Origin of the sequence: Micromonospora sp. NPDC005203 (assembly GCF_042872705.1) — a bacterium.
GTDB lineage: Bacteria > Actinomycetota > Actinomycetes > Mycobacteriales > Micromonosporaceae > Micromonospora.
Genome location: NZ_JBIAKV010000010.1, coordinates 57798 through 71668, shown reverse-complemented (window position 1 = coordinate 71668; position 13871 = coordinate 57798). Strand labels below are relative to the sequence as shown.

Below are 13871 nucleotides of genomic sequence, written 5' to 3'. Positions count from 1 at the left end.
TCCTCGCGCTCACGGGGCACAGTCCACGATGACCTCCAGGGCCCGCTCGAAATCCACCCGGGGCACCCCGGCGCTGACCGTGAGGCGCAGGCGGGAACGGCTGTCCGGGGTGGACGGGGGCCGGAAACAGCCCACCGCGACACCCCGACCCCGGCAGTCGGCGGCCCAGGCGGTCGCCGCCTCCGGCCCGGGGGCGGTCACCGAGATCACCGCCGCGTCCGGCGCGGAGACGGACAGCCCGGCGGCAGCCAGTCGACCGACCGCCAGCCGCACCCGGTCGGACAGCTCCGCGCGCAGCTCGTCGCCGACCCGGGCCAGTCGCAGCGCGGCATGCACCCCGGCGGCGACCGCCGGTGGCAGTGCCGTGTCGAAGATGAACGTGCGCCCGGTCTCGACCAGATGCCGGACGAACTCGGCCGGGCCGGCGACCACACCGCCGGCGCCACCGAGCGCCTTGGACAGTGTGGCGGTCACCAGCACGTCCGGTTCGCCGGCCAGCCCCGCGGCGGCCACTGCGCCGGCGCCGGCCGGACCGGTCACGCCGAGCGCGTGCGCGTCGTCGACAAGCAGAAGCGCACCGTGGCGGCGGGCCACCGCGTGCAGCCGGGTTAGCGGTGCGAGGTCACCGTCGACCGAGAAGACCGACTCGGTCACCACCACCGCCGGGCGGCCGGGAGCGGCCGCGAGCGCGGCAGCCACGGCGTCCACGTCGGCGTGCGGGGTGACCACCGTCTCCGCCCCGGAGATCCGGCAGCCGTCGATCAGGGACGCGTGGTTGTGGGCGTCGGAGACGAGCAGCGTCCGAGGTTGGACGAGCGCCCGCAGCGCACCAAGGTTGGCCAGGTAGCCGGAGGAGAAGACCAGGGCGCGATCGGTGCCCAACCACTGCGCCAGGTCGTCCTCCAGCGCCTGGTGGGCGTCGGTGGACCCACGGACCAGGCGGGACCCGGTGGCCCCCAGCCCGTACGCCGACAGCGCCGCCATGGCCGCCGCGGTGACCTCCGGGTGCGTGGCCAGGCCGAGGTAGTCGTTGCCGGCCAGATCGGTCACCCCGTCGCCGGCGGGTCGCGGGTGCAGCCGCCGGGTCAGCCCCGCCTTCGCCCGCAACTGCGCACGGCGGTCGAGCGCCGCCAGCCAGTCCGCCACCGTCACCCCTTCGCCGCCGTCCGCGCCGGTCAGCCCGACACCCGCCGGGCGAAATTACCACCCGCCCCCGTCAGCCCGACGGATCCACTCGGTGCGGACGGCCGGCGGGCTGCCCGGCCACTCCGGCTGATCGGGGGGCGTGGACCAGGCCTAGTAGGCTACGAGCCATGCCAGAGATCCTCGACCAGGCCCGGACCCAGGTGCTGGGTGACGGTGTCGGCCTCGACCAGGCCGGCATCCTCGCGGTGCTGAACCTGCCCGACGAGCACCTGCCCGCCGCCCTGCAACTCGCCCACGAGGTGCGGATGCGGTGGTGCGGCCCCGAGGTCGAGGTCGAGGGCATCGTCTCGCTGAAGACCGGCGGCTGCCCGGAGGACTGCCACTTCTGCTCGCAGTCGGGCCTGTTCACCTCCCCGGTGCGGTCGGTCTGGCTGGACATCCCGTCGCTCGTCGAGGCCGCGAAGCAGACGGCGAAGACCGGGGCGACCGAGTTCTGCATCGTGGCCGCGGTGCGTGGCCCGGACGCCCGGCTCATGAAGCAGATGCGCGAGGGCGTCGCCGCCATCCGGGCGGCTGTCGACATCCAGGTCGCCGCTTCGCTGGGCATGCTCACCCAGGAGCAGGTCGACGAGCTGGTCGACATGGGCGTGCACCGCTACAACCACAACCTGGAGACCTGCCGGTCGTACTTCCCCAACGTGGTCACCACGCACTCCTGGGAGGAGCGCTGGGAGACGCTGCGGATGGTGCGCGAGTCCGGCATGGAGGTGTGCTGTGGTGGCATCCTCGGCCTCGGCGAGACCGTCGAGCAGCGGGCCGAGTTCGCCGCGCAGCTCGCCGAGCTGGCCCCGCACGAGGTGCCGATCAACTTCCTCAACCCCCGGCCGGGCACGCCGCTCGGCGACCGTCCGGTGGTGGAGGGCAAGGACGCGCTGCGGGCCATCGCCGCGTTCCGGCTGGCCATGCCCCGCACCATCCTCCGGTACGCGGGTGGTCGCGAGATCACCCTCGGTGACCTGGGCACCCGGGACGGTCTGCTCGGCGGGATCAACGCGGTGATCGTCGGCAACTACCTGACCACGCTGGGTCGGCCGGCGACCGCCGATTTGGACCTGCTGGACGAGCTGAAGATGCCGGTCAAGGCGCTCTCCGCCACGCTGTGACGACGATGACGACAACCCCCGACGCCGAACCGACCCCCGACGGCCGGTCGGTGTCGGCGATCGCGCTCTGGTGCGACAGGTGCGGTGCGGCGGTGACCGACGGCCCCCACCCGGGCTGCGCGGCGGCCCGCCAGCTGGAGCCGCCGCGCTACTGCCCGCGCTGCCGACGCCGGATGAAGGTGCAGGTGCTGCCGGTCGGCTGGGCGGCGGTCTGCGTCGAGCACGGCGAGCGCCGGGGCTGAGCCGATGCTGCGTGGGCGTGCGGTGACACTGCGACCGGCGACGGTCGCGGACGTGCCGGCCCTCGCGGCCATCCGGGCACAACCGGAGGTACGCCGGTGGTGGCGCGGCGGCGACGACCTCGCCGCGTCCGTCCAGGCCGACCTGGACGACGACGACCTCGCCCTGTACGCCATCGAGCACGACGGCCGGGTGATCGGCGCGATCCAGTGGCACGCCGAGCCGGACCCGGACTACCGGCACGCCAGCCTCGACGTCTTCCTCAGCCCGGAGTCCCGCGGTGAAGGACTCGGCGTGGACGCCATCCACACCCTGGCCCGGCACCTGATCGACGAGTACGGCCACCACCGGTTCACGATCGACCCGGCGGCGGCGAACAGCGCGGCCATCCGGGCGTACGCGAAGGTGGGGTTCCGGCCGGTGGGCGTCATGCGCCGCTACGAGCGCGGCGAGGACGGCCGCTGGCACGACGCCCTGCTGATGGACCTGCTCGCCGAGGACCTGCCCGGCTGAGGCGGACAGGCGTGCCCGGCACCGCACGATGCCGGACACGCCTGGTGTTGGGCGAACGGAGCGACGCCTAGCGCTGGAGGGTCAGTACCCCCGGCCGCCACGGCAGCAGGTTGTAGTCGCCGCCCGCGTTGGGGTCCTTGCCCTGGTACAGCAACTGCAGGTTGCAGGCGTCGACGGTCTTGGTCTGGTCGGGGTTGGTGCGGACCAGGTCACCGTGGCTGATGTCGTTGGTCCACGTGGCGCCGCTGTTGGCCTTGCCGGCGAAGGGGTTGCTCTCGCTGGTGGCCTGCGGGGTCCACGAGCCGCCCAGGCTGGTGGACGTGAACGAGCGGAAGTAGCGTTGTCCCTGACTGCCGATCGCCTCGACGATCATCAGGTACTGGTTCTGGCCCGCCACCTTGTAGACCTCGACGCCCTCGAAGAGGTTGTTCGTCGAGTCGGTCATGATCGTCGTGTAGGTCGAGCCGAAGCTGCCCGGGAAGTTCCCCAGCGGCATGCTCGACCGGTAGATCTTGCCATTGTCCCCGGCGAAGAACAGGTACATGTTCTGGTCGTCACCGATGAGGGTCTGGTCGATCACCCCGTACGGGGCGTCCGAGAGGGTGGCGGTGGACAGCGTCTGCGCCGAGGACCAGCCGTTGGCGTTGGTCGGGTCGCTCGACGTCTTGTAGCTGAACGAGGTCGGTCCCCACTGGTACGCCAGCACCCAGATGTTCTTGGGGGCGAAGTACAGCAGCGTGGGCGCCACCGTGCCCTGGTTCATTGCGTTCTGGCCGGCCGAGGCCATGTCGGACCAGTTGGTGAACGTGCTGAAGTTCATCGAGCTGTACTGGCCGCTGCTGTTGACGTACGACCCGTAGACCAGGTGCTCGCCGTTGTAGACCACGTTGGTGAAGTCCTTGAGCGAGACCCAGCCGTTCTTCGGGCTCGTCAGCGCGCCGGTCGACGACCACCGGTAGGTCGACGGGAGTGCGCAGCCGGTCGGCGGCGTCGTGGTCGGCGGGATCGTGGTCGGCGGCGTCGTGGTCGGCGGGATCGTGGTCGGCGGGGTGCCGCCGAAGTCGGTCCGCCACTGCTGGTTGGTCTGCCCGTGGCAGTCGTACAGCTGGACCTGCTGGCCGTTGCCGGTGCCCCAGACGTCTAGGCACCGGCCGGACTGCACGCCGGTGATGGTGCCGTTGGAGTTGATGTTCCACTGCTGGTTCGTTCCGCTGCCGCAGTCCCAGATGATGATTGCGGTGCCGTTGGCGGTGGCCGCCCCGTTCGCGTCCAGGCACTTGCTGCCGTAGACCCGCAACTGCTTGCCACTGGTGTACGTCCACTGCTGGTTGGACTGACTGTGGCAGTCGTAGAGCTGGACGCGGGTGCCGTTGGTCTGCGTGGCGTTGGGCACGTCGATGCACCGGCCCGACTGCACCCCGACGATCCGGCCGGCGCCACCCGTCGGCGGCGGGCTCGTGGTCGGGCTCACGGTCGGGCTCACGGTCGGGCTCACCGTCGGTCCCGAGGTCGGCGGGGCCGCGTTGAGCGCGTTGAGGACGGAGTTGTAGGCGGCCTTCTTGTTGCCGTTGCCGTCGAAGAGCAGCGGGCTCTCGTTCGAGCGCCAGGAGTCGCTGTCGCGGACGCCCCAGACGGTGATGCCGATGCAGCGCGGCACGTTCAGGCACGCCTGGGTCAGCCCGGCGTACTGGGTGGTGGAGGCGTTCGTGACGTCGACCTCGGTGAGCGCCACATCCACGCCGAGTGCGGCGAAGCTGGACAGCGTGGTCTGGAAGTTGCTCGGCAGCGAGCTGCCGCCGGTGAAGTGGGTCTGCAGGCCGACGCAGTCGATCGGCACGCCACGCGACTTGAAGTCCTGGATCATGCGGTAGACGCCCTGCGTCTTGCCGTACGACCAGTTCTCGATGTTGTAGTCGTTGTAGCAGAGCTTGACCGACGGGTCAGCCGCCCGCGCGGTGCGGAACGCCACCTCGATCCAGTCGTTGCCGGTGCTCTGGAGGTTGGAGCTGCGGCGGCTGCCGTCCTCGTTGAACGCCTCGTTGACCACGTCCCACGCGGCGAGCTTGCCCCGGTAGTGGCCCATCACGCCGTTGATGTGGTCGATCATCGCCTGCCGCAGGCTGCTGCCGCTCAGGGTCCGCATCCAGGGCGGCTGTTGCGCGTGCCAGGCCAGGGTGTGCCCACGGACCTTCAGGCCACGCTGGGTCGCCCAGTTGTAGATCTGATCAGCGGAGGTGAAGTTGAACTGCCCCCGCTGGGGCTGCGTCGCCTCCGGCTTCATCTCGTTCTCGGCCGTGATCATGTTGAACTCGCGACCGGCGATCGTGCTGTACGTCGAGTTGCTGAGCCGGCCCGCCGCGATGGCGGTGCCGAAGTACCGGCCCGACTGTGCGGCGGCGGCGCCGAGCGTGGTCGCGGCGGCGTTCGCCGAGGGCATCATCACCGCGACGGCGGCGACGGTCACGACGCTGAACGCGCCGGCGAGCAGTGCTCGGACGGCGGCTGATCGCCGTCGGCGGGTCCCGCCGCGATGAACGGATGGGCTGATTGCCATCTCGGCCTCCTTACTGGCCAACACCCGGGCCGTCGAGGCGGGACGACCGGAGGTCTCGGTGGGGGGAAATCCAACTCAGTCGATGCTTGCACACGCGCGGGTCCGGGCAATGATGTTTCGAAAAAGTTTCGGAACCACGCTGGGCCGGCCGGCGACCGCCGACCTGGATCTGCTCGACGAGCTGAAGATGCCGGCCAAGGCAATGTCCGCCGCCTTCGGAGCTGACCGGTATGGCGATCCGCGCACTCCGGGCACAGATCTTGGACAGTTTCCGTTCAGCCAGAACGGAAACTGTCCAAGATCTCGTCGGAACTCAGCTCAGGTGACGGTGCAGGTGACGTTGTTGACGGTGAAGGCCGTCGGTTTCGGGTTGGTGCCGGTGTGGGCGCCGTTGAAGCCGAAGTTGACCGAGGCGCCCGGCGCGATCGTCCCGTTGTAGGACAGGCCCGTGGCGGTGACCGCGGCCCCGGTCTGGCTGACCGTCGCCGACCAGCCCTGGCTGACGGTCTGCCCGCCAGGGAAGCTGAACCGCAACGTCCAGCCGTTGATCGCGCTGGTGCCGGTGTTGGTGATCGTCACGCTGGCGGTGAAGCCGGGGTTCCAGTCGGTGGTGGCGTACGCCACCGTGCAGGCCCCGCCGACCGGCGGGGGCGCGGTGGTCACCGCGACCGGCGCGGACGCCGCGGAGGTGTTGCCCGCCGCGTCCACGGCCACCACGTAGAACTGGTACGCCGTCGAGGCGGTCAGCCCGGACAGCGCGACGGTGGTGCCGGTTGGCGAGCCGACAAGCGCGTCGGTGGCGCCGGCCTCGCGGTAGACCCGGTACCCGGTGACGCCGACGTTGTCGGTCGACGGGGTCCAGGCCAGGGTGAGCCCGGTGGCGGTGACCGCCGACGCGACCGGGGTGCCGGGCGTGCTCGGCACCGTCGTGTCGGCCGAGCCGGTCGGCGGTGTGGTCACGGTGAGCACCGGTGAGGCCGCCGACCTGTTGCCCGCGCCGTCTCGGGCGATGACCGCGAACTCGTACGTGTGCTCCGGCAGCAGTGTCGAGATGGTGAGCGTGGTGCCGGTGACGGGCCGGTTCAGCACCGTGTCGCCGCCAACCTGGATCTCGCGGACGTCGTAACCGGCCAGGCCGCTGCCGCCACTGTCGGTGGAGGCTGGCCAGCTCAGGGTGACCGAGCGGGGCGCGAGGCCAGACGCGACGGGCTTACCCGGCGTGGTCGGGGCGGTGGTGTCGGGCACGACCGGCCCCGGCTCCTCGCCCCAGACGCGGGTCGTGCCGGAGTAGAGCGGCACCTTCCGGTTGGGGCCGGCGGTGGCCTGGTACGACGGGTCGTTTGTCGGGTCCCAGGTGCCGCCCTCCGGCACCCCGATCTTGAACTGGACCTCCATCCGGTGCGCCGACTGGCCGGCCGGGGCGATGGTGTAGCCGGTGCAGTCGACCTCCACGTACCAGATGTCGCCGCTGAACTGCTTGGCCGTGGTCGGGGACGGGCAGCCCTGGGTGTAACCGGCGGTGACCTGCACCGGTCCGGTGCCGTCGGGCCGGAAGTAGTACCGGAACTTCCCGTCGCTCAGCGCACGGGCCGGGAACGCCGACTTGTTGTAGACCATCACCTTGAGCCCGGTGGCCCGCGGCTCGGCCTGCGCCACGGTGGTCTCCACTGTCAACTCGTCGATGTCCGGCGTCTCGGCGACCGGAAAGTTGGCCAGCGGAGTGCCGCCGTACTCGGAGGTCAGCCGGACCAGCGCGGACGTGAAGCCGGCGTTGTAGTCGGTGGCCACCTCGTTCATCACGTAGTCCGACCGGCTGTCGCTGTACGCGTCGTTGGCCGCGGACGGGCCACCGACGAGCGCGCCGTAGAGGGTGTGCCGGGTCTGGACGGGCACGGTCTGGCTGTCCCACCAGGAGCCGTGCGCGGTGCGGTGGTGCGGGTTCTTCGGCGAGTTGGCGCCGAACCCGATGACGTAGCTGGAGTTGCGCGGGTTGTCGCCGAGCGCGTAGTTGATCTGCCGGACGGCGAAGTCGTGGTAGCGGGCCTTACGCGTGGTGTCGGTGGTCTTGTCGCTGTAGACGAGCGCGGCGAAGGAGGTGTTCGCGGCGTAGCGCAGCGCCCCCCAGGAGTCGAGCACCGCCATCCCGCCCGGTGAGTACGGAACCCGTTGCCCGTTCACCCCGACGGTCCAGTAGTCGAGCCACCGGTTGGCGTCGTCGACGTACTTCTGCTTGCCGGTCAGGTTGGCCAGCAGAACGTACGCGCCGAACTGCTTGTTGTCCCAGGCGATCGTCCACTTGTAGGAGCGGGTGGTGGACTGGTTCTCCGTGTTGAGCTTGTCGTACTCGCTCTCGGCCCTGGCCAGGTAACCCGCCTCGCCGGTGGCGCGGTGCAGCCAGATGGCGGCCCAGACCAGCTCGTCCTGCCAGCCGCTCCACGAACGGTAGAAGCTCGTCGCGTCGGTGATGCACTCGTGGTAGGACTTCCGCACCGTGTCGGCGAAGGTGTAGAGCTGCCGGGCGTGGCCCAGCAGCTTGTCCGCATAGGCCGCGTCGGTGGGCCGGAACACCATCGACGAGGCGGCCATCGCGGCCGCCGTCTCCCCCGCCAGGTCCGCGCCGCCACAGCTCGCATCGATCTTGTACGCGGGACGCGCCATCTGCATCACCTCGGCCGGACCCCACCACTTGTGGTCGTCGTCGCCCTTGCCGACCTGGCCGTAGAGGACGTTCGCCGACGGGTGCGCCTTGATGAAGTAGTCGTTGACGAAGCGCAGGTTGTTGAGCAGGTGCGGCAGTTGCCCGGAGGAGGTGTAGCCGCTGCGGTACTCGACCGCGCCCCAGGCGAGCATGGTGGCGCTGAACGCCATCGGGAACCCGAACTTCACGTGGTCGCCGGCGTCGTACCAGCCGCCGGTGAGGTCCAGCCCCGCGCCGGCGCCGTCGGTGAGGGCGCTGTCGCCGCGCCAGGAGACCCGGTTCCAGTCGGGCAGCCTGCCGGACTGCTGCGCCTCGTAGAAGAGCAACGACTTCTGCAGCGCCTCGGCGTAGTTGTAGGTCGCGGCCGGCGCGGCGGCGGCGGGACCGGACGGCGGTGCGGTCACCGCGAGGGATGCGCCGGTGAGCAGCGCGACGCCCACGGCCAGCAAGCGCCGGGGCCAAGGCTGGTCGGCGACCGGTGACCGACCGGGGTGGCCGCTGGACGGCCGGGTCAGGTGGCGCATGCGGGCTCCTGTCGGAGGTGCCGCCGGCGGTCGCACCGACGCGGGACGGCGTACGGGCGGCACGGCCACCGGCGACAGCGAGGTGGCGGTGTGACCACGGGAGCCGTGGAAGCGCTCCCATGGATAACCGACAATGTAATGCGCCCGTCATCCATTTGTGAAGGGGTACCATCGGCAAATGGCGGTGATCGCGCAGCTCTCCCTGGGCGTGTCCAACGCTGGACGCGCAGGAGCCTTTTGGGCCGCCGCCCTCGGCTACCGCCGCCGGCCACCCCGCTTCGACAACGACGAGTGGATCGTGCTGGAACCGCCGGCCGGCGCCCTGGGCGCGGCGATAGCGATGGACCTCAGCGAGAGCCCCGCCGAGGAGTTTCCCCGCCTCCACCTGGACCTCGACACCGCCGAGCGCCCCCTCGACGAGGAACTCGACCGGCTGCTCACCCTCGGCGCTCGGATCATCGAGTGGCGGCACTATCCCACCGACCCACACCCGGCCGAACCGCCGTACGTGGTCCTCGCCGACCCGGAGGGCAACCGGTTCTGCCTGTCCGGCCGTCGTAACCCAGGCGCTGCCACCTAGGCGACGCACGCCGTGGGAGTCGGCCGGACAGCCGATCAGAGGTCGGTCACCGGGGACGGGTCACGGCCGCGACGGCGAGCGGGACGGTGACGGTGAGCAGCGCGCCGTCGCGCTCCACCGAGCTGGGCCGGTCCAGCCGGCGCAGCGTCCGCAACATCGGGGTGTTCTCCGCCTGGACGTGCAGCACCAACGCCGCGTACCCGGCCGCATCGGCGTGCCGGACCACGCGGCGCAGCAACGCCGAGCCGAGCCCCCTGCGCTGCCAGTCGTCGCGCACCAGCAGCGCCACCTCGGCCTCGTCGCCCTCGCCGAGCAGGTTGGCCATGGCGACCACCGACCCCGCCGCACCGTCGGCACCGATGGTCGTGGCGACGAGCGTCAACCCGCGCCCCGGCTCCAGCAGCCGGCGCAGTCGGGCCGGCTGCGGCAGCAGCCCCCCGCCCAGGTAACGGCGCTGCCGACTACGTGGTGAGCACGTCTCGTGCAGCTCGACGAGGCCGGACAGGTCGTGCGCGCAGCCCGGCCGGACGGCCACCTCGGCCCCGTCGGCCAGCACCAGGGTGACCTGTTCCGCGGCCCGACGCGCCACGGTGGCGGCCAACTCGACCAGGGCCTGAGCCCGGGCGTACTCCGCCGGGGTGAAGGCGGGCGCGGCCCGGCGCAGCGCGAACGAGCCGCCCGCCGGGTCGGCCAGCGTCATGGTGGCGCCGGTGATCCCCCGGTCGATGCCTGTCGACGCGGGCCGCCAGGTGACCGAGTCGGCGCCGAGCAGGGTCTGCAACGCCTCGCCGGCGGCGTCCGGGTCGCGCACCAGCCGGTTGGCCAGCCCGAGCACCCGGGTGGGCTGGTCGGCCAGGCCGCGCGCCTCGCTGCGCGCCACCCAGCAGTCCCGGCCCCGACCGCGCTCGACGGCGGCGATCAGGCCCGCCTCGTCGAGCGCGTCCGGCGCGTCGACCAGGAAGTCGTCCACCGCGCCCTGCTCGGTGGGTTGCACCTGCACGGTGAGGATGTTGACCCCGCGCAGCGCGAGGCTCGCCGTGAGCACCGACAGGTAGCCCGGTCGGTCGTCCACCGTCGCTCGGATCCGCCACAACGTCATGGTTGGCTCCCTTCCTCACCGCTGAGCCTCGTCGCCGGCTGTTGCCGCCCGATTGCCCGGTGGTGTCGTGCTCGGGAACTCGCCGGCCGGTCAGGGGCCGGCGACCACCGGCGGCGCCCCGACCAGGTCCAGCCGGTCGCCGAGGATCACCGCGCTGGCCCGGACCAGTTGGGTGAGCCGGTCGACCTCGGTGCTGTGGAAGTTGGCGGCGCAGAGGGTGTCGCTGAAATCCCGGGCCACCACCAGCACCAGGCCCGCCCGGCCGAACGGCGCGATCGCGTGGTGGGTGCCGTCGGGCGTGGTCATCGACCGACCGCGCAGCGGGGTCACCTCGGGCAACCGCAGAGGCACCGGGGTACGCCAGCTCGCGTGCCCCACCGTCGCCCCGCCGCCCCCGGTCCGGGAGGCCCAGTCGACAGGCACCACGGCGGCGACGGCCCAGTCCGCCGCCAGCAGCCCCGGAACCGCGTCGACGAGGGTGGCCAGCCCGTCGGCCGGGTTGGCCGCGACCTGGGCCAACAACTCCGCGTCCTGGCCGGTGGTGGTGGGCGCGCCGATCGCCCGCCACACACCGTCCACCCGCACGCCCGGAATCGCCGCGAGACCAGCCAGCAGCCGCTCCACCCGGGCGGCACCCGGCCAGACGACGGTGAAGTCGTCCACCGCGCGTCCGCCGAGTCGTTCGAGGACCACCACCTGGACGATGTCCGCGCCGGAGACGCCCAGCGTGCGAGCGACCTGGCCGAGCGTGCCAGGACGGTCCGGCAGGGTGACCCGAACTCGCAGCAACATGTCTGTCCCTCCGCTCGGCGGGCCGGCGAAAAGCATCCGGCAGGCTGCGGTACAGCCTGCCGGTTGACCATTTCGTCCCTGTTGCAGAGGCATGTCCCGAGGGGAAATTCTGACCTTGACAACGTGAGCGAGCTGCCATCAACTAGTCGGATGAGTGATCCGGCCGTCAGTGCGCTGCGACCGGGCGCCGTTTTCGCCTCCCCCGCCGGGCTGTCCCTGGACCGGCTCGCCGGCTACCTCGCCGAACACCGACCCGAGCTGGCGGTCGGGCCGCTGCGGGCCGACCTGATCGCGGGCGGCAAGTCCAACCTCACCTACCTGCTGCGCGTCGGCGACCGGGAGGTCGTGCTGCGCCGCCCTCCGCTGGGGCACGTGCTGGCGACCGCGCACGACATGGCCCGTGAGTTCCGGGTCATCTCGGCGCTGGCGCCGACCGAGGTGCCGGTCCCGGGCGCGCTGCTGCTCTGCACCGACCCGGAGGTGATCGGCGCGCCCTTCTACCTGATGGAGCGGATGCCCGGCGAGGTGTTCCGCACCCGCGCGCAGACCGACCCGCTCGGCGACGACCGGCGCCGGGCTCTCGCCATGGCGATGATGGACACGCTCGCCGCGCTGCACAGCGTCGAGCCGGCCACGGTCGGGCTGAGCGACTTCGGCCGCCCGGAGGGCTACCTGGCCCGGCAGGTCCGCCGCTGGGGCGGGCAACTCGACCGCTCTCGCAGCCGGGAACTGCCCGGCATCGACGAGCTGCGTGACCTGCTCGCGGCGACCGCCCCGGAGGGCGCGAACGCCGGGCGGATCGTGCACGGCGACTACCGGCTGGACAACCTCCTCGCCTCGGCCGACCCGGTGACCGTGCACGCCGTCCTCGACTGGGAGATGGCCACCCTCGGTGACCCGCTCGCCGACCTGGGGCTGCTCCTGACGTACTGGGACGTGCTCGGTGGCAGCGACACGGCCGAGGGCAACCCGGTCGCCGACGGGCTCGGCCCGCGCGCCGGCTTCCCGACCGGCGGCGAGCTGATCGACAGGTACGCCGGGCGCAGCGACGTGGACGTCGGGCCGCTGCACTGGCACGTGGCGCTCGGCTGTTTCAAGCTCGCGGTGATCTGCGAGGGCATCCACTACCGCCACACGCTCGGGCAGACGCTCGGCGAGGGCTTCGACCGGATCGGCGAGATGGTGGCACCGCTGGTCGCGCACGGGCTGACCGCTGCCAGGGAGCGGTGATGGACTTCTCATACGACAGCCGGACCGAGGAGCTGCGCGACGAGCTGACCCGGTTCCTGACCGAGCACGTCTACCCGGCCGAGGCGGTGCACGCCGAGCAGGTGGCCGCCGGTGACCCGTGGTCGCGTACCCCGGTCCTGGCCGAGCTGAAGGCGGAGGCCCGCAGGCGCGGCCTGTGGAACCTGTTCCTGCCCGACCAGCGCTACGGCGCCGGCCTGACCAATCTCCAGTACGCGCCGCTCGCCGAGTTGACCGGCCGCAGCCCGCATCTGGCGCCCGAGGCGGTCAACTGCGCGGCACCGGACACCGGCAACATGGAGCTGCTGGCCGAGTTCGGCTCGGAGGCGCAGCAGAAACGGTGGCTGATGCCGCTGCTGGAGGGCGAGATCCGCTCCGCGTTCTGTATGACCGAACCGGACGTCGCCTCCTCCGACGCCACAAACATCGCCACCTCGATCATCCGCGACGGCGACGAGTACGTCATCAACGGCCGCAAGTGGTGGTCGTCCGGCGCGATGGACCCGCGCTGCGAGATCTTCATCGTGATGGGCAAGACCGACCCCGACGCCGACCGGCACCGCCAGCAGAGCATGGTGCTGGTCCCCCGGGACACCCCCGGGGTGCACGTGCGCCGGGGCATGACCGTCTTTGGCTACACCGACGGCTCCCACGGCGGGCACGCCGAGATCGACTTCACCGACGTCCGGGTGCCGGCGGACAATCTGATCGGCGCCGAGGGCACCGGCTTCGCCATCGCCCAGGCCCGGCTCGGGCCGGGTCGGATCCACCACTGCATGCGATTGGTCGGAATGGCTGAGCGGGCATTGGAACTGCTCTGCAAGCGGGCGCTCGAGCGGGTCGCATTCGGCCGGCCCCTCGCCGAGCAGGGCGTCGTCCGGGAGTGGATCGCCGAGTCGCGGGTGCGTATCGAGCAGGCCCGGCTGCTGGTGTTGAAGACGGCCTGGCTGATGGACACCGTCGGCAACAAGGGCGCGCACACCGAGATCCAGGCCATCAAGATCGGCACCCCGGCGATGGCGGAGTGGGTGATCGACAAGGCCATCCAGTCCTACGGCGGCGCCGGCGTCAGCCAGGACACCCCACTGGCCGCCCTCTGGGCGCAGACCCGCACCCTACGCCTGGCCGACGGCCCCGACGAGGTCCACCGCAGCTCCCTGGCCAAGCGCGAACTCCGCCGCTGGACCCCCGCCTGACCGCCGGACAACAAACCCCGCGCCCCGCGCCCCGCGCCCCGCGCCCCGCGCCCCGCGCCCCGCGCCCCGCGCCCCGCGCCCCGCGCCCCGCGCCCCGCGCCCCGCGCCCCGCGCCCCG

11 protein-coding genes are annotated in these 13871 nt (G+C 71.7%); 6 read left to right on the top strand and 5 right to left on the bottom strand.

From position 1 onward, the window contains the following. Positions 1-9 precede the first annotated feature (9 nt). Entirely contained in the window at positions 10-1146 is a 1137-nt protein-coding gene (locus ACFYPM_RS21800; protein WP_387199841.1) for an 8-amino-7-oxononanoate synthase, read from the bottom strand. A gap of 167 nt (positions 1147-1313) precedes the next feature. Between ACFYPM_RS21800 and bioB the strand changes: the two genes are divergently transcribed. The 3 genes from bioB to ACFYPM_RS21785 are packed head-to-tail and all read left to right on the top strand — an operon-like array spanning position 1314 to position 3062. After that, positions 1314-2309 carry a biotin synthase BioB gene (gene bioB, locus ACFYPM_RS21795; protein ID WP_387199838.1) on the top strand — a complete coding sequence of 332 codons (996 nt, stop codon included), beginning with the start codon at positions 1314-1316 and terminating at the stop codon, positions 2307-2309. A gap of 5 nt (positions 2310-2314) precedes the next feature. Next, positions 2315-2551 carry a hypothetical protein gene (locus tag ACFYPM_RS21790; protein WP_387199835.1) on the top strand — a complete coding sequence of 79 codons (237 nt, stop codon included), beginning with the start codon at positions 2315-2317 and terminating at the stop codon, positions 2549-2551. Positions 2552-2555: 4 nt separating this feature from the next. Next, a complete protein-coding gene (locus tag ACFYPM_RS21785) occupies positions 2556-3062 on the top strand; it encodes a GNAT family N-acetyltransferase (protein WP_387199833.1) in 507 nt (168 codons plus the stop codon). Positions 3063-3129: 67 nt separating this feature from the next. Here the strand turns inward: ACFYPM_RS21785 and ACFYPM_RS21780 are convergent, their stop codons facing one another. Together ACFYPM_RS21780 and ACFYPM_RS21775 are read right to left on the bottom strand one after the other, a co-directional pair. Continuing rightward, on the bottom strand, positions 3130-5616 hold the full coding sequence (locus ACFYPM_RS21780) for a non-reducing end alpha-L-arabinofuranosidase family hydrolase (RefSeq protein ID WP_387199830.1): 2487 nt from the start codon (positions 5614-5616) through the stop codon (positions 3130-3132). Between the two features lie 318 nt (positions 5617-5934). Next, positions 5935-8838 (bottom strand): glycoside hydrolase family 9 protein, encoded by a 2904-nt coding sequence (locus ACFYPM_RS21775; RefSeq protein ID WP_387199827.1) that lies wholly within the window; start codon positions 8836-8838, stop codon positions 5935-5937. 178 nt (positions 8839-9016) lie between these two features. On the opposite strand from ACFYPM_RS21775, the gene ACFYPM_RS21770 reads away from it, so the two are divergent. Then, on the top strand, positions 9017-9418 hold the full coding sequence (locus tag ACFYPM_RS21770) for a VOC family protein (RefSeq protein ID WP_387199824.1): 402 nt from the start codon (positions 9017-9019) through the stop codon (positions 9416-9418). Between the two features lie 46 nt (positions 9419-9464). On the opposite strand, the gene ACFYPM_RS21765 is transcribed toward ACFYPM_RS21770, so the two are convergent. Together ACFYPM_RS21765 and ACFYPM_RS21760 are read right to left on the bottom strand one after the other, a co-directional pair. Continuing rightward, complete coding sequence (locus tag ACFYPM_RS21765; RefSeq protein WP_387199821.1) at positions 9465-10517, bottom strand: GNAT family N-acetyltransferase; 1053 nt, start codon at positions 10515-10517, stop codon at positions 9465-9467. Between the two features lie 90 nt (positions 10518-10607). Next, positions 10608-11309 carry an amino acid-binding protein gene (locus ACFYPM_RS21760; protein ID WP_387199818.1) on the bottom strand — a complete coding sequence of 234 codons (702 nt, stop codon included), beginning with the start codon at positions 11307-11309 and terminating at the stop codon, positions 10608-10610. 150 nt (positions 11310-11459) lie between these two features. On the opposite strand from ACFYPM_RS21760, the gene ACFYPM_RS21755 reads away from it, so the two are divergent. Both ACFYPM_RS21755 and ACFYPM_RS21750 read left to right on the top strand, forming a co-directional pair. Further along, a complete protein-coding gene (locus tag ACFYPM_RS21755) occupies positions 11460-12539 on the top strand; it encodes a phosphotransferase family protein (RefSeq protein WP_387199816.1) in 1080 nt (359 codons plus the stop codon). Then, positions 12539-13753, top strand: coding sequence for an acyl-CoA dehydrogenase family protein (locus tag ACFYPM_RS21750; RefSeq protein WP_387199813.1), 1215 nt, complete (start codon positions 12539-12541; stop codon positions 13751-13753). The genes ACFYPM_RS21755 and ACFYPM_RS21750 overlap by 1 nt, the downstream gene beginning before the upstream one ends. Positions 13754-13871: the final 118 nt, after the last annotated feature.